19 protein-coding genes are annotated in these 15,209 nt (G+C 48.3%); 7 read left to right on the top strand and 12 right to left on the bottom strand.

The annotated features are described in order from the left end of the window. Nucleotides 1-39: 39 nt before the first annotated feature. From VJ374_RS08030 to VJ374_RS08010, 5 genes are read right to left on the bottom strand one after another with little or no spacing between them, the layout of a single operon-like run. Complete coding sequence (locus VJ374_RS08030) at nt 40-927, bottom strand: aminoglycoside phosphotransferase family protein (protein WP_329470993.1); 888 nt, start codon at nt 925-927, stop codon at nt 40-42. A 51-nt stretch (nt 928-978) separates the two neighbouring features. Next, nucleotides 979-1,536, bottom strand: coding sequence for a guanylate kinase (locus tag VJ374_RS08025; protein ID WP_308101527.1), 558 nt, complete (start codon nt 1,534-1,536; stop codon nt 979-981). Between the two features lie 10 nt (nt 1,537-1,546). Next, nucleotides 1,547-1,996, bottom strand: coding sequence for a hypothetical protein (locus VJ374_RS08020; protein ID WP_035408033.1), 450 nt, complete (start codon nt 1,994-1,996; stop codon nt 1,547-1,549). Between the two features lie 13 nt (nt 1,997-2,009). Then, complete coding sequence (locus VJ374_RS08015) at nt 2,010-2,732, bottom strand: glycerophosphodiester phosphodiesterase (RefSeq protein WP_329470990.1); 723 nt, start codon at nt 2,730-2,732, stop codon at nt 2,010-2,012. After that, nucleotides 2,732-4,210, bottom strand: a complete 1,479-nt coding sequence (locus tag VJ374_RS08010) for a carboxypeptidase M32 (RefSeq protein ID WP_329470988.1) — start codon at nt 4,208-4,210, stop codon at nt 2,732-2,734. The genes VJ374_RS08015 and VJ374_RS08010 overlap by 1 nt, the downstream gene beginning before the upstream one ends. Before the next feature lie 155 nt (nt 4,211-4,365). Between VJ374_RS08010 and VJ374_RS08005 the strand changes: the two genes are divergently transcribed. Further along, nucleotides 4,366-4,986 (top strand): hypothetical protein, encoded by a 621-nt coding sequence (locus VJ374_RS08005; RefSeq protein WP_056061341.1) that lies wholly within the window; start codon nt 4,366-4,368, stop codon nt 4,984-4,986. Nucleotides 4,987-5,037: 51 nt separating this feature from the next. Here VJ374_RS08005 and VJ374_RS08000 read toward each other — a convergent pair whose 3' ends face one another. The 4 genes from VJ374_RS08000 to VJ374_RS07985 form a co-directional block, all read right to left on the bottom strand. Next, nucleotides 5,038-5,979: a sensor domain-containing diguanylate cyclase gene (locus tag VJ374_RS08000; protein ID WP_329471037.1), complete on the bottom strand. Its 942-nt coding sequence runs from the start codon at nt 5,977-5,979 to the stop codon at nt 5,038-5,040. Nucleotides 5,980-6,434: 455 nt separating this feature from the next. Next, nucleotides 6,435-6,560, bottom strand: coding sequence for a hypothetical protein (locus VJ374_RS07995; RefSeq protein WP_329470986.1), 126 nt, complete (start codon nt 6,558-6,560; stop codon nt 6,435-6,437). Nucleotides 6,561-6,595: 35 nt separating this feature from the next. Further along, on the bottom strand, nt 6,596-7,291 hold the full coding sequence (locus tag VJ374_RS07990) for a hypothetical protein (protein WP_329470985.1): 696 nt from the start codon (nt 7,289-7,291) through the stop codon (nt 6,596-6,598). 78 nt (nt 7,292-7,369) lie between these two features. After that, nucleotides 7,370-8,662 carry a globin-coupled sensor protein gene (locus tag VJ374_RS07985; RefSeq protein WP_329470982.1) on the bottom strand — a complete coding sequence of 431 codons (1,293 nt, stop codon included), beginning with the start codon at nt 8,660-8,662 and terminating at the stop codon, nt 7,370-7,372. Nucleotides 8,663-8,953: 291 nt separating this feature from the next. On the opposite strand from VJ374_RS07985, the gene VJ374_RS07980 reads away from it, so the two are divergent. The 3 genes from VJ374_RS07980 (at nt 8,954) to VJ374_RS07970 (ending at nt 11,918) form a co-directional block, all read left to right on the top strand. Continuing rightward, nucleotides 8,954-10,006 (top strand): hypothetical protein, encoded by a 1,053-nt coding sequence (locus VJ374_RS07980; protein ID WP_290750296.1) that lies wholly within the window; start codon nt 8,954-8,956, stop codon nt 10,004-10,006. Between the two features lie 119 nt (nt 10,007-10,125). Then, nucleotides 10,126-10,728, top strand: a complete 603-nt coding sequence (locus tag VJ374_RS07975; RefSeq protein ID WP_290750293.1) for a TetR/AcrR family transcriptional regulator — start codon at nt 10,126-10,128, stop codon at nt 10,726-10,728. A gap of 8 nt (nt 10,729-10,736) precedes the next feature. Further along, nucleotides 10,737-11,918, top strand: a complete 1,182-nt coding sequence (locus VJ374_RS07970; RefSeq protein ID WP_329470980.1) for an MFS transporter — start codon at nt 10,737-10,739, stop codon at nt 11,916-11,918. A gap of 39 nt (nt 11,919-11,957) precedes the next feature. Here VJ374_RS07970 and VJ374_RS07965 read toward each other — a convergent pair whose 3' ends face one another. From VJ374_RS07965 to VJ374_RS07955, 3 genes are all read right to left on the bottom strand, one after another. Further along, the gene (locus tag VJ374_RS07965) at nt 11,958-12,563 is read right to left on the bottom strand and encodes an HAD-IA family hydrolase (protein WP_329470978.1); all 606 of its coding nucleotides are present in this window, start codon (nt 12,561-12,563) and stop codon (nt 11,958-11,960) included. Next, nucleotides 12,535-13,446, bottom strand: a complete 912-nt coding sequence (locus VJ374_RS07960; RefSeq protein ID WP_329470976.1) for a PhzF family phenazine biosynthesis protein — start codon at nt 13,444-13,446, stop codon at nt 12,535-12,537. Before VJ374_RS07960 ends, VJ374_RS07965 begins: the two co-directional genes overlap by 29 nt. A 133-nt stretch (nt 13,447-13,579) precedes the next feature. After that, nucleotides 13,580-13,798, bottom strand: a complete 219-nt coding sequence (locus VJ374_RS07955; RefSeq protein ID WP_155960153.1) for a hypothetical protein — start codon at nt 13,796-13,798, stop codon at nt 13,580-13,582. A gap of 169 nt (nt 13,799-13,967) precedes the next feature. Here VJ374_RS07955 and VJ374_RS07950 point away from each other — a divergent pair, with 169 nt between their 5' ends. From VJ374_RS07950 to VJ374_RS07940, 3 genes are all read left to right on the top strand, one after another. Continuing rightward, entirely contained in the window at nt 13,968-14,249 is a 282-nt protein-coding gene (locus tag VJ374_RS07950) for a hypothetical protein (protein ID WP_329470974.1), read from the top strand. A gap of 179 nt (nt 14,250-14,428) precedes the next feature. Continuing rightward, nucleotides 14,429-14,635, top strand: a complete 207-nt coding sequence (locus VJ374_RS07945; protein WP_035408056.1) for a helix-turn-helix transcriptional regulator — start codon at nt 14,429-14,431, stop codon at nt 14,633-14,635. After that, on the top strand, nt 14,635-15,111 hold the full coding sequence (locus VJ374_RS07940; RefSeq protein WP_056061317.1) for a DUF2178 domain-containing protein: 477 nt from the start codon (nt 14,635-14,637) through the stop codon (nt 15,109-15,111). Before VJ374_RS07945 ends, VJ374_RS07940 begins: the two co-directional genes overlap by 1 nt. Nucleotides 15,112-15,209: the final 98 nt, after the last annotated feature.

The following is a 15,209-nucleotide window of genomic DNA, read 5'->3' as shown; positions in this document are numbered from 1 at the left end:
TGGATTCGTTTCTCTTCAAGTGAGAGACGAATCCATTTTTTAGTCATGGCTTTGCCTCTCATACCAAAGCGGTATTTCACACTGAAACCCATCGTGGTCTCGGATGATCCGCTGAACACGTCGTTGCATTGCCTCCAATCCGTCTACATCGAACCGTTTTGCCCAGACGAGAGACGAGAAGACGACCATCGCCATATAGAGGCTGTAGATTTGCCAAAAGTTAGAAGGTACTTCGTTCTCAAAGTATCCATCGATCATGTGACGGGCAAAGACGGGACTCGTCTCGACTTGAAACAACCCACATTTGACGAAGTCATGCCACGGATCGCCGTAATCATGATTCCCGTAATCGAGGAAGGCACAGAGATGTCCATTCTCAACAAGAAGATTATCAAGATGGACATCGTCATGTTGCAGTTGATTCGGACGCTCAGCTAAAAGGGAGAGCTTCAAAAGAATGAACCGATCGAGTCGCTCGATCCACTCTGGCTCAAGCAACCCATCAACCGCTGCGCGATAGCGGTCATGTTTCGCCTGACAACGTTCCTTCCATGCCGCCGTCCCGCTCGGTGCTATCACGTCATGAATGCTTCTCAACGCTCGCCCTGCCTCCTGACCGAGTCGAGGAGCTAATTCCGGTGACTCGAGAAGCACGCTTCGGACGGTTCGTCCGGATAAGTATGGATAAATGCCGTACGCGGTCGTCGCAGTCCGTCCGGTCGCTAGCGGTAAGGCGTGAGAAATTCCCTTTTGTTCTGGGATCATTAAAGCCGCCTCACGTTCAAACTGACGACTTAATGGGTCCGTCACGACCTTGACGATGTAGTGTGCTGTTGCCGTCTTGACGGACCAGACGGCTTGGTGCGAGCGTCCGGTAAGCCGTCTAACGCTATCGATCTCAGTCAGTAATGGATGATCTGGTAGCATGAAGACTCCTTTCTGAAGACAAAAAGAGGACGCTTACTTGCGTCCTCTTCGTCATGCCTGTGGGATATAGCTGGCAATGATCTCGAGCAGATCGGCATACGCCGTTTCGAAATCGATGTTTTCGATCATATAATCGTAGTGATCGCGGTCTTTCCACGCTTCCTCGTAATCGACGAGTCGCGCTTCGAACTCCGGTGTATCACCGCGCATCAACAATCGCTCCTTCATCAAATCGGGTGGAACCGAGACGAAGATCGTGATGACTTGGTCACCAAACAGACGTTTAAAGTTCGCTGCTCCTTTTGGATCGATGTCCTTGATGACGATTTGATCCTGTTCGAGGACATCGACATACGCTTGCCGTGGTGTTCCGTACCACGCGCGGTGAACATGGGCGTATTCGATGAACCCGTCCTCTTGGATCAGTTGCTGGAACGTCTTGACGTCGACGAAGTGATAGCTTGCTCCATCAAGTTCCGTCGGACGTTTCGGTCGTGTCGTCACGGATGGGATGAACCGGACGTGTGCGTATTCCGTCCGCAGACGTTTGATTAGGGAAGACTTTCCGCTGCCCGATCCACCAATCAAGAGAATGATTTTACCTGACATCGTTTTCCCCCTATTGTTGTGTCGTGAAATAACCTGTAAAGCGGAGCGCGAACTGTTCTAGTTCACTATCAACGACCGTCCCGTATATTGGTCGGATGACGATCAAGTAGCGTTCATACGAGATGATCCGGGACGTCTCATTACGTGTCATCTGGACTTGAGCTTCCGGGTAACTCTCAACATAGTACCAATCGACCGCAATCCGTTCATCGGATGGGGTCTCATAGATCCAAGTCACCGTCGTTCCATTAGCAGGAAGGGTGCTTTTCAAGGTGAAGCGCTGAATCTGCTTCAATTCACGTTTCGCTGATGCAAGTCCTGCCTCATAATCAGCAGGGCGCATCGGTGTCGTCGTCACTTGTTTCGGTTTTGGTTCCGGCAAGCGGGCAAAGCCGAGCTGGAGACCGACGAATAAAGCGACGAGCGACAAACTGATGACGAATACGTATTCCTTGCGCATCCCTTCCTCCTCCTCATCCTTCGAGTGTGTCGCGCATTCCTTTTGGATCATTGACGATGACGGCGTCAACACCGATCGTTTGCATCTGACGGACATCGTCGATCGTCTTCGGGGTATAGACCCGAACCGTGACGTCTTTTGCGTGAGCGAACGCGACATCCGCCTCCGTCACGCGTCGGTAATCGGGATGAATCCCTGTCGCACCGATCCGGAGGGCTTGTTCTTCCGGATGATAGATCGGATACGGATACAGAATCGCCGTCTCGACGCTCGGGTCAAGCTTGCGAATCAGAGCAACCGAATAATGGTTGAACGAACTGAACAACAACCGATCCGTCGAAATGCCGTGCGCCGCGCAACGCTCGAGGACATACGCTTCAATGCCATCATAGCGAATCGTATCCGTCTTCAGCTCGATGTTGAGCCGCAGTGTCGCTGGTGCGAGGATTGCTAGTACTTCGTCAAGCGTCGGAATCTTCGTCTTGATCGCTTCCCCTTTGAAACGTGCTCCGGCATCGAGTGCTTGCAGTTCAGCGACCGTCATGTCGATCACACGCCCTGTCCCGTTCGTCGTCCGGTTGACAGTCTCGTCATGAATGATGACACCAACACCATCCTTTGAGAAATGGACATCGAACTCGACACCATCGACGTCGTCTTCGATCGCAGCGGCGATTGCTTCAAGCGTGTTCTCAGGAAAACGGTCACTGACACCGCGGTGTGCAAACCATAACATCAGAGTGCCTCGACGACACGCGTGTATTTCTTCGTCAAGTAGTTGACGAGGGGTGCGACCGAGATCGATTGACCCGTTGCTGCTTCGATCAGTTCAGCCGGTGTCTTCGATTTCCCGTGACGGTGAATGTTTTCTTTCAGCCAGCTTTTGATCGGTGCGAGTGTACCAGCTGCAATCAGACCATCGACGTTTTCGACGTCTCGACGAAGCGCTTCGTTCAATTGTGCTGCATAGACGAGACCAAGCGCGTAACTTGGGAAGTAACCAAACGAGCCTCCTGACCAGTGGACGTCTTGTAAGACCCCTTTATCGTCACTCGGGACATCGACGCCGAGATACTCTTTATAGAGACGGTTCCATTCTTGCGGGAGATCCTTCACTTCGAGTTCTTTCGTCATCAGGCGCTTTTCAAGCTCATACCGAATGATGATATGAAGGGCATATGTCAATTCATCGGCTTCGATCCGAATGAGTGACGGCTTGACTTCGTTGACCGCTGCGTAGAAGCGTTCGAACGGGACATCAGCAAGCGACGGGATTGCTTGTTGTAGACCATGATAACGTGCTGATAAGAAGCCTTGATTACGTCCGATGAAATTCTCGAAGAACAGTGATTGTGATTCGTGGATCCCCATCGAAGCACCTTCACCGAGACCGAGAGAATCGAGTTCCGGTTCGATACCTTGCTCATACGTCGCGTGTCCGGCTTCATGCATCGTGCCGAAGACGGAGTTCCGGTAGTCGTTCTCATCATATTTCGTCGTGATCCGCGCATCCTTCCGGTTGATCGTCGTTTGGAACGGGTGAACCGTCTCATCCAATCGACCGGACGTGAAGTCATAACCGATATCGTGGAGCCATTCTTGATTCAAGGCGATCTGTGTCTCGCGGTCCGCTGACCAATCAAGCGTCGGGAAGTCTTTTCCTTCGAGTTGACTGAGCAAACCAATGATTGCTTGACGAAGTTCCGCAAACAATGGATCGAGTGTTGCGACCGTCATCCCTGGCTCATAGTCATGCAACAATGCGTCGTATGGATGCGCGTCATAACCCCAATACTCAACAAACTGGCGTTCCATCGCGACGATTTTCTCGAGATATGGTTCAAACATCGACCAATCATTCGCGTCCTTCGCCTTTTCCCAGACACTCTCGGCTTCCGAAATCAGCGTGATGAACGTTTGATACTCGGCTTCTGGAATCTTCGAGTCGCGATCGAATGCTTCTTTTGCTTTCGCGAACGAGATCGCTTCGATGCCCGTCAGCGTCTCTTGCTCCATCGCTGCCAGTAATTGTTGGTACGTTTTTCCTGTCCGGCGACGGAAGCTCTCTGTTGAGAGGAATCCGATTGAAGCGGAACGGTTCGCTGCACCTTGATCCGGCATGTATGTCCGCATATCCCAGTATAGTAATGCGACGGCTTCTTCGTATGCGCGAAGACCATCAAAATGGTCGCGCCATTGTTGTGTCGTTGACATGATTAGAGACCCCCTTGAAGTATGTAACAGTGTAGCATTTTTAGCATATCACAAAATGTTCAAAACTTTCACACACGAATGATTTTTGAAACTTTTCCCGTCAGATGAGCGTATAATGAACATACGATCAAGCAGAGCGAAAGGAAGTGGCAACAGTGAAGACAGACGCTGAGTTAGCCGATTTGATTCAGTTGAAAGAAACGGGACCGGTCTGTACGATCGAACATCTCCCAAAAGAGCTCGACTGGATCGGCACCGGTCGTAGCGCCTATGTATTCCGGGTTCGTGGCACCGACCGCGTCATCAAGAAGTTCTATCCGTCATTTCGTCCTCTCGCTGAGTTAGAAGGCGGCATTTATGAACAACTGACGACGTTTTCGACGTATGCGAGGATGTTCGAATATGGACCCGATTACCTTGTGCTCGAATACATCGAGGGACAAACGTTATTCGAATGCCTCGTCAGCGGGACCTATATTCCAGAATCCGTCTTAACGACAGTCGATGCAGCGCTAGCAGAGGCACGCGCCGTAGGTCTTAATCCATCAGATATTCATCTACGCAATATTTTGTTAACGGCAAATGGAACACGGATCATCGATGTCGCAAGGTTCCGTCAAACCGAACCGTGTACACAATGGGATGATTTGAAGAAAGCCTACCAGTATGTCTATGCAAAACCGTTCTTCCCGAAAAAACTGAGCGAGACGTTTCTCAATACGATCGCTGATGTCTATAAGGGACGCTTGTTCGAATCGATTCGAAAGACCGGTTAATTGAAAACGCGATGCTCCTCCTTGTGAGGAAACATCGCGTTTTTTCGTTGATTATTGGACGCGATGTGAGACAGCATCCGCAAAACGAAACGTATTCTTACCGTCTTTTTTTGCGGCATATAACGCACGGTCTGCCTGTTGAATGATCGTTTTTAGCGTAATGGTTTCATCATCAAATAGCACGATCCCGATGCTGGTCGAGACAGCGTATGGCGTCTGCCATGTTCCAAGTTTCTGAAGGAGCTGCTGCGCAATTCGTTCGTACTCCTTTTTCGTCTTCTGATGGGTGAAACGAATCAAGAACTCGTCTCCCCCGATCCGGACAGAAAACGCGTCTTTATAAGAACGTGTACTATCCTGTAGTCGTTTCGCGACGTCGATCAAGACTTTGTCGCCGGTCTCATGCCCATACACGTCGTTCACTTGCTTGAATCCGTCGAGATCAAGATAAAACAGCGCACCGGAATGTTGCTGTTCCGTTTCCCACTGTCTCGTCAAAAAACGTCGGTTATACAATTGTGTTAGCGTGTCCTTCCAAGCAAACTGTTCGAGCTCAAGGTAATACGAAAACAGTTTCGCGATCCGTTGGAGAAGTTGAATGCTCTTCTCTTCGAATTGACTTGCTTCATCATGGACAGCGCACAACGTACCAAAGGTTTGACCATTCGTTAAACTGATTGGAATCCCGAGATAGGACTCGATCTGTAACGCTTTTAATGCGTCCTGCATATCTTCTAAGCGCTCGTCATCGCTAATGGACTCATACCAGATGGGTTCGTTCTGTTCGAAATTGATGTGACGACAAAGTGTCTTTTCCATCTCAAACACTTGTCCTGCTCGAATCTCGATTCGTTGATGATCATTTGAGAGTCGTAAAATCATCTGTTGGTTTTCTTCGATCGTCGTTAAATATAACAATTGATCAGGTAGAATCTCTTTCGCTAATTCCAATACATCATCTGCCAGTTCGTTAAAATTCCGATACAGTGTCATTTCTTGCAACGTACCACACCTCATTCGTTATTCGTTCTTTTTAGATCATAAGTTTCACGAAGTAGCCCATCGATTGCACAATCCTTATATTTTCCAGTCGCATCGCGAATCATCACCCATACAGTCCTTCTTGAATCATACCGACCTTCTGCATGATTCCTCCTGCTGGAGCTTTATCGATATTATGGGCGACTGAAACCTTATAAAGGAGCATTTCTTGAAAACCAAAGACAAGGACTGCAGCTAATGCCTCGCTACCATTTCCATTGTTCCACTAGTCGTATCCGATACTATAACCGTTGTCGCCTCGAAAGCGAATAGATCGATGACATTAATCAACATACCACTGCGATTCTCTTTCATCCCCCATTAGCAAAAAGTGTCTTCATCATAAGAAGTTAGGATTTCCGTTACGCGTGCCTTCGTTTGCGCCATCATTTCGTGTGGTCCCTTGATCAAATGACGTATGACACGATTGTCCGATAATCCATTCTAAACATCGCTTCCGTATCAGCCAGTCGGATTTTTCGTAATCGGAACCGTTTATTATGTAATGCCGTACTCCCTTGAAACCGATTCATTTTATTTTGACAGCAATGAGGTATTTGAAATAAAATCATTTTGAATAAACAAGTCGAAAGACGATCATGCTTGCGACAGCTAATAGACGTATATTCGTCTCACAATCAAAGTCAAGTTGCGCCCCGTGTCGTGAACCCGTCGCAATGCAGTCCCCGTTTTGATAAACGCCGATCTTTCTCGTGACTGTCGAGGAACGAATTTGATACTCCTGACCGGCATACGAGACGAGTAAGACTTCTTGTAGTCGCAATTGCTGACGAAGTGCCGGATCGGTACGGATTGTACCGACGTCACGTCCATCTTTACGAATCACGAAATGTGTCGTATTGCGAAGCCATTCCGTTCTCGTTTCTTTAATTTGAAGACGGGTTCCTTCTCCGTCGAACGTTACATCGAGGAAAAACGATTCAAACTTCTTGAAGCGCACAAGGATCGCCTGCCACCACGTGGCATAACGTCGTGAGAACGTCAGCCATTGTTCATGCGCGAGAAAAACCGTATTCGTCTTTTGGGTCGCCCGGTCCGCTAAGTGAACGGTCACCCCTGCCTCTCGTCCACGATAACGCAAATCACGCCGGATTTGCCACCATTCGACTCCACCGATCAAGAAAGCGACGCCCGTTAAACCAAGTAATCCATACAACTCACGTGGAGCGAGTTCCCCTGTCATCAGGTAACGTCCGATCAAAGCGAAAAAGCATAAAACAATCAATAATAGACTCTGCACCATAAACCTTCCACACCTCCAGCTTTATTTTTCCATAAAACGTCAAAAAAGTCCTCCTTTCACATGGAAAGGAGGACTAAATCAGAGGGTCGCGGCGACTTCTTGTAAATCATCCGCTGTCTCAGCAATCGCTTCTGCAATCTTACGCATGCCTTCGATCGTGCCGGCGACATCCTTCGTATCAGTCGATAGTTCATGAATTTGCCGCGAGACATTGTCGGTCTGTTCCGAAATCCGTGAAAAGGCACGGACGACTTGTTGCATCTCTGTCGTCGTCCGGACGACCGCTGTCTCCGTCGTTCCCATCCGCTCTGAGACGACGAGCATCTTTTGCGTAATCTCTTGGGCGATCCGCGACGTCTCTGTTGCCGACTGTTTACTCTCTTCGGCAAGCTTCCGAATTTCTTGCGCAACGACGGTGAACCCGCGTCCCATCTCCCCGGCACGTGCCGCTTCGATTGAGGCGTTCAAACTGAGTAGATTCGTCTGATCAGAAATCGTCGTCACCATCCCAGCGATTCGTTCGATTTCCTGCGACAGACGGGACAGTTCAGCGACTTGTTCGGTCGTCCGTGATAAATCTGCAACGACATGCTCAAAGCGCCGTGTCTCTTCTTCAACCAGGACGACACCCGCTTCTGCTTCACTGACCGCTTCCGTCAACTGGATCGAAATCGCGTTTGTCGTCGTTGAGACGTGTTTAGCGTGCCGTTCAATCTCTTGGAAGTTCGCTGACGACTCCTCACTCATAGCAGCGAGTTCCTCGGTCGATTTTTGAACACCATCCCCGACGTGTTGTTTTGCTGTCGCGATCGCTTGGCGTTCTTCATCGATTTGATCCTCATACATCGTCATGACAATCTGTTGTTCGAGGTTGAATAGTTTTCCCGCTGCCCGCATGATTCGGACACGCTCTGCTTCCGGCCAAGCACTTTCGTCAATCTTCTCGCTGAGAACGTTCCAGACTTTCTGGAAGGCAGCGATGTACCATTTATTGTGCAAACCGATCCGAACATGCCGTTCAGCAATCCGGCGCCGGGCTTCGATGTAGTCTATCGTCACCTGACCATCGAACATTTGTAAGATGTGCCGAGCGAGGGTGCCTTTCAATCGTTCGAGTGTCGAATGTTTTTCAATCAACTGACGGAGAGACGGAACCCGGACTAACTCCTCGTAGAACGCATCGACCATGCTCGGCATCCAACGGGAAACATCCTCGCGGATGACTCGTGCAATTTGTAAATCGATGGCGTGTAGACCGATTAGACGTAATTGTTCATGTAAAGATGCTGGAACATTCAATATGACATGAGAGCGTTCGACTTCAATGAGCGCGTCAAAGGAAGGTGAAGGTGATTTCTTAAACCAATTCATATATTCATCTCCTTGTTTTTAATTTCACTTCACCTCTTATATCGTCACCGTTGATTGACCTTTAAAGGGAAACGTTAGTCTCTTTCTACATGTCATGGTAACTACATGTTGGAATATTCCGGATATTTTGAAGTTCATACGATCATTAATCATGTAACTGTAATACTAGGTTTCTCTTTGTTACTTCCCGGAAATATAAGAGCTATGCGCGTAAGAAACTTGAGATGAAGCTTTGCTATTCATGAACATCTCAAACTTGAAAGATTAATTTTGGGAGAGGTAGTGCTGATTATGGAAAAAACAAATAAAGGCTTTTCATCCCACTTCCGAGCGGAAGCGGACGATGCGGGTCGTAACATTTCATGGAGTTCAATTTTTGCCGGTGTGGTATCATTCTTATCTTTATTGATTCTTTTCAGTCTGATTGGATCGGCGATCGGTCTCGGCGTCACGGACGTCACGTCGAATAACCCGTTCGATGGCGTCGGAACAGGCTTGATCATCTGGGCGATTCTGTCATTGCTCATTTCGTTATTCGTTGCCGGATTCGTTTCTGGTGTGACGTCAGCTCGAGCCGGTCTCATTCACGGATTCTTGACTTGGTCGACGAGCGTCATCCTCTTGTTCGCTCTCTTGACGTTTACGACCGTCAATACGTTACAATCGGTCGGTTCATTACTCGGAACAGTCGGTGGAGCTGCCGGTAGCGGCATCGGGTCTGTCGCGTCGACTGCTAAAGACGCTGCGACGAAAGGGTTCGACTCCGTTACGAAAAACGTCTCAGATATCGATACGAAGGAACTCGATGGAAACGTCGAAGAAATTCTTAAGGATACAGACATCAAAGAATTACAACCTAACTACCTGCAAGGTCAACTGGATGCTGTCAAAGATGACGTCACGGCTGCCGGTAAAGAGGCTATTACGAAACCAGAAGACTTCGACAAAATCGTTCAGGATCTCGGTGATTCATTGACAGCACGATCTGAGAAAATCGAGAAATCCGTCGATGAAAAGAAAATCGCTGACGCTGTTGCGAAGAACACGGATCTTACAGGCGCCGAGGCAGATAAAGCGACGCAAAACATTGTCGATGGTTTAAACACGGCAACAAAAGAAACAACGCAACAAATCAATAATGCGAAACAAACACTTGACGAGACATCAGCTGACTTGAAGAAAACGGTTCAAGATGTTCGTCAGCAAACGGAACAAGCGACTCAAACGGCATCGAAAGTTTCGATCTGGGCGTTCGTCGGTCTCCTTCTGACACTGATCTTCACGTCGTTCGCTGGGATTGTCGGTTCACGCGTCGCAACACGCGGTCGTGTCATGAATAAATAATGATTCCTTATAAAACTGATTCCGCCATGGCGGAGTCAGTTTTTTTTGTGCGGTAGGACACTCTCATTGACTGCCCATGAAATTTCCTGTTACAGTATTACCTAACGACCGTTAGGAAGGTGATTTATCTGAAAGCGCAACAATTGTTACAGACGAGCATCCATCATTTTGCAGCGCATGGTTATGAAGGAGCATCGCTACAAGAGATCGCAACAGAAGTCGGCATCAAAAAACCGTCTATCTACGCGCATTATAAAGGCAAAGACGACCTTTTTCTGCAAGCGACGACATATGCCTTGCAGGAACAAAAGCGTCGTTTCGCTACGTATTTCACAAAAACACGACAGCAACCGCTCGAGCAATCCTTGCACGGCTTCTTCGATTGGTTCATTTTAGAGCAACAGGATGATGTCCTGATGCGATTCATCCTTCGGGCAGCCTATTTTCCACCAGAAAAACTCGAACAAGAGATGACCGATCGCTTCAACCCGTTCTTCGATTCACTGCATGATTTATTGACGCGTCTGTTACGCGAACGTGACCGAACGGAACAGATCCTCTATTCGACGGATTATAAAAGTGCAGCGCTTGCTTATTTGACGGTCGCTGAAGGTACGCTGACAGAACTTGTCTATAACGGCGTCGACGCCTTTCATGCTAGACAGCAAGCCGTATGGCCAATCGTCTGGCGTGGCATGTCGAAAACGATTCCAAACAATTGAGGTGACCTATGCAAAACAATACATTGATTTTAAGTACACTCCTGCTCAACTTATTCATCGCTTTTCTCGGAATCGGACTCGTCATTCCTGTCACACCAACGATCATGAATGAGTTAAGCATTTCCGGGGCGACGGTCGGTTACATGGTATCTGCCTTCGCCTTCGCGCAATTGATTCTGTCCCCGCTTGCAGGACGTGCCGTCGATAAGTACGGACGCAAGCCAATGATCATTATCGGTTTATTCATCTTTAGCATGTCTGAGCTCTTGTTCGGTCTCGGTCAACAGGTCGAAGTCCTGTTCGCGTCGCGGATTCTCGGTGGTGTCAGTGCGGCCTTCATCATGCCAGCTGTCACCGCTTTCATCGCTGACATCACGACGAACGAAACCCGTCCGAAAGCGCTTGGCTATATGTCTGCCGCCATCTCGACCGGTTTCATCATCGGACCCGGGATCGGCGGGTTCCTTGCTGACCTTGGCACGCGGACGCCGTTCTTCATTGCTGCCGCGTTCGGTCTGACGGCAATGGTGTTATCTATCTTTACGCTCAAGGAACCTAACCGTCATTATGAGGCGACGACCATCAAACAACAGACGGGTTTTCGGAAAGTATTTAGTCCACTCTATTTCATCGCTTTCCTAGTCCTATTGATCTCGTCGTTCGGCCTCGCCTCGTTCGAGTCCTTGTTCGCGCTTTTCGTTGACCGGAAGTTCGGTTTCACGGCGAAAGATATCGCGCTTGCGATCTCCCTTGGTGCGATTGTCGGCGTCATCGTCCAAGTCGGGCTGTTCGATCGTTTGACACGTTGGTTCGGCGAGATTCGCTTGATCCGTTACAGCTTGATCGGTTCGACGTTGCTCGTCGTCTTGATGACGTTCGTGACGAACTATGTCTCGATCATTCTCGTGACGATGGTCGTCTTCGTTGGCTTTGATTTGATGAGACCTGCCGTCACGACCTATCTTTCGAAGATTGCCGGGGATGAACAAGGTTTTGTCGGTGGAATGAACTCGATGTTTACGAGTATCGGGAATATTCTCGGACCGATCGTCGGCGGATTATTGTTTGACGTCAACCTCAACTATCCGTTTTATTTCGCGACGATGATGCTTGCGGTCGGTATTTTACTGACATACTTCTGGCATGCACCACGCACTGAAGTAACTGAAACGGATCGTTTGTCTTCTTAAAAAACAGCCCCGTTCCCATCACTGGAAGCGGGGCTGTCGTTATGTCAGCAATAGTTCGTGTAATTGTTTAGGCGTCGGTACCGTATAGGTCGCAACCGTCTCATTTGGTCGTTCGTTGATCAGACATGTGGCAATACCCGCACGATGTCCCGCTAAGACGTCGAGTTCCCGGTCCCCGATCATGATCGTCTCGTCTAGAGCCATCTGATGCCGATTAATCAAGTACGTGACAGCTTCCGGATCCGGCTTACGGACGAAGCCATGTGCTGCAGTCAGGATGTCTTGAAAATGATGCGTCAATTCGTGTTTTGCAAGCAACGCATGAATGGATGTTCCACGATGGGTGACGATATGATGCGTCGCACCACTTGCCGATAATGTCTCAAGCAATTCATGAATTCCCGGAAACGGACCGGACCGTTCGCGCTCGATCGTCGCCTTTTGTTGTTTGTAGTTCGTAATGAATGCTTCGGACACCGCAAACGCCTCATACATCGTCTTAGCCGAGATCGCTATCAGCTCAGCGACACGTTCTCGATCGACCGATTGCCCTTCGCTCTCGAGCATGTCCACGAAAACATCGATCAACACCGGATATGTATCGAACAAGGTACCGTCAAAATCCCAAATGAAGTGTTTCAACATCTGCCTCTTCCTCTCCCACTTTCTTTACACCAACAAAGACGGCTTGCCCGTCCATCTCAACCTTCCAGTCGTTGTGATTAAGTCCTTCACCGGAGACATGAATTTTTACCTGACCTGATCGTCCTATCTCATGTCCTTGCTCGACAGTGATCATCGTTCCTGAGACGGATGGCTTCATGAATTTTCGGTAATAGACACCCATCACACCACTCGCCGTTCCTGTTACCGGATCTTCAATGCTGCCTGATCCCGTTGCTGAGAAGTGACGTCCGTGTAAAGTCGCCTGCGCATCATATGTATCGAAACAGATGGGGTGAATCGATGCTTGAGGATAGTCAGCCAAAACGGATGCAAATTGTTGATGATCTGGCATCATCCGTTGAAAATCGACGAGACGGCGAATCGGCAACACAAGCGTCCAATTCCCGGTACTTCCATAAACGATCGGAAATCGTTCATCTAAATGTTTCATTTCTAATCCAATCGATGCTAAGACTGCCTCAACGTCACCATCAAATGGGTGCAGACAAGGTCGCCCTTGTCGCAAACGAAACATGCCATGCGCTAAACGAATCACAGGCAAGATGCCTGATTTTGTCTTGATGTGACATGTTGCAGGTACACCAATGTGTGAATCGATCGCCGTCAATGCAGCGATCGTACCATGTCCACACAAGTCCATCTCCAGTTCTGGTGCAAAGTAACGCATTTGATAATCTGCCTGCTCGCAAGAGAGGACGAATGTCGTTTCCGTGAATCCACTCGTCCGAGCAATCCGTTGCATCTCAAGCTCCGACAATCGATCGGCGGATAACACGACTCCGGCTGGATTACCGGTTCCTGGTGTCGTCGTAAATACATCATAGTGCAATATTTCAATCATCTGTCTCCTCCTGTCCAGTTTTCAGATCACGCACCGTGTTGTTATGTATCTTTGATTTCTGACATCCTGATTTCATTTTTATAAAATAAGTCTAACAGAACAGATGAAAAAACAAGGACGAGACGCCCTTGCCTTAGGATGATTGCATTTGCTGCCAGTCGTCTTCTTCATAAATCGACTGGACCCATTCGATCGGTACATAGAGGGACCTTGCAATTGCTTCGTCTGTCTTACCCAGTTTTCGCAACAGATGGACGATTCGAATCCTTCGTTCGAGCTCCCGGTCATCCGGTATCAGTTCAGGCATCATCTTCTCTTCTCCTTTCCACTGAATCGGCGATGGTGTTTTCATGATGATACCCGATTATTATCTGAATATTCCGATTGGTGCATAGAAGCAAGGATTTTTGATAAAGTTCCGAGAAAGATAACAGACAGGAATTCGATTTTGACGAATGACTAGAAGGTAAACGCACCGATCACGAAGTCATGCGTCAAACAAACAGATGAGGAGCATTTATATGATTAAATCCAAAAAACGGTTTCAGCTAGCGATCGGTTTGCTATTGATTGGTGTTTTTAGCGGGATCCTTTTCGATGCACTGGTCTACTTTCCGCACGCGACAGCGTATCTATTGAGTATTCCGATCGCTTCCCATGACACGGAATTTCTTTTAGGATGGATCGTTATCGGTGTCACGATCGCAGGGCTTGTTTTGCTTCCCTTGTCCTTACGACGACATCACGTCATTACGACGTTCGTGTGTCTCGTAGCCATCATTGTAACGCCGCACATCATGTAATGTTTGCAAATGGCTCGCTTCATTCCCATTGCAATATAAACCAATTTGAATGTATCGTTTACGACTTAGCCAATGGATCGTCTTGATTCATTGGCTTTTTCTCATCCAAAAAGTAAAGTTCACTTTACAAAATGTAAAACAGACTTTACAATATAACCAACTGGAAAGGAGGTCGCTGGATGAAGCTGACGAATCAAGTCCGGATTTACCGCCAACAACAGAAGTGGACGCAGGAACAGTTCGCTGAACGGATCGGCGTGACACGCCAGACCGTCATCTCGCTTGAAAAAGGCAGCTATACGCCATCCTTACTACTCGCAATGCAAATTGCTCGCGTCTTCGATCGACCAGTAGAGGAATTATTTCAATTAGAGGAGGAGTCTTGATGAACCGCGTCATAACCCAATCTGTTTTAAATTGTTGTCTCTATTTTTTAGCTGCGTCTCTCATCAGTGCGATTCATGACAAACTTCAATTATTTCAAGATGATCCTGTATCCGGTACCGGTCTGTCGTTTGAGCTCGATCTCAGCATCATGCTACCATTGATCATCATCGCTATTGTCGTCTCATGCATTGGCTATCTCTCACGAACGGATCGCTCCCGGTCATTTTCAAAATGGTCGACGTCAACAGCAGAATTCTCTGACTCGGACGAACGAGAGGCCCTCATCACTGGTAAGGCGACCCGCGCAGCGTACGTTGCTTTTTTGATCAGTCTTCCTATCCTGATGATTGCCTTTTTGTTTGAACAGCCACTACTTGAACGGTATCCTTCGTTTCCGTTTTATGCGATCGCGCTCGTCCTATCGGTCGGAACCCTTACCTATATGACCGCTTGGATCGTCCACGTTCGCCGCTAACATCGTTTGACGAAGGACTATTGAGTTTGCGCCTGCTCCGGATGGTCCGTCAGTTGACCCTATTCGTGATACACCGTTTCCCTAGCATATACATGTGA

Origin of the sequence: Exiguobacterium sp. 9-2 (genome assembly GCF_036287235.1) — a bacterium.
Taxonomy (GTDB): Bacteria; Bacillota; Bacilli; order Exiguobacteriales; family Exiguobacteriaceae; genus Exiguobacterium_A.
This window is presented reverse-complemented; position numbering and strand designations above follow the sequence as displayed.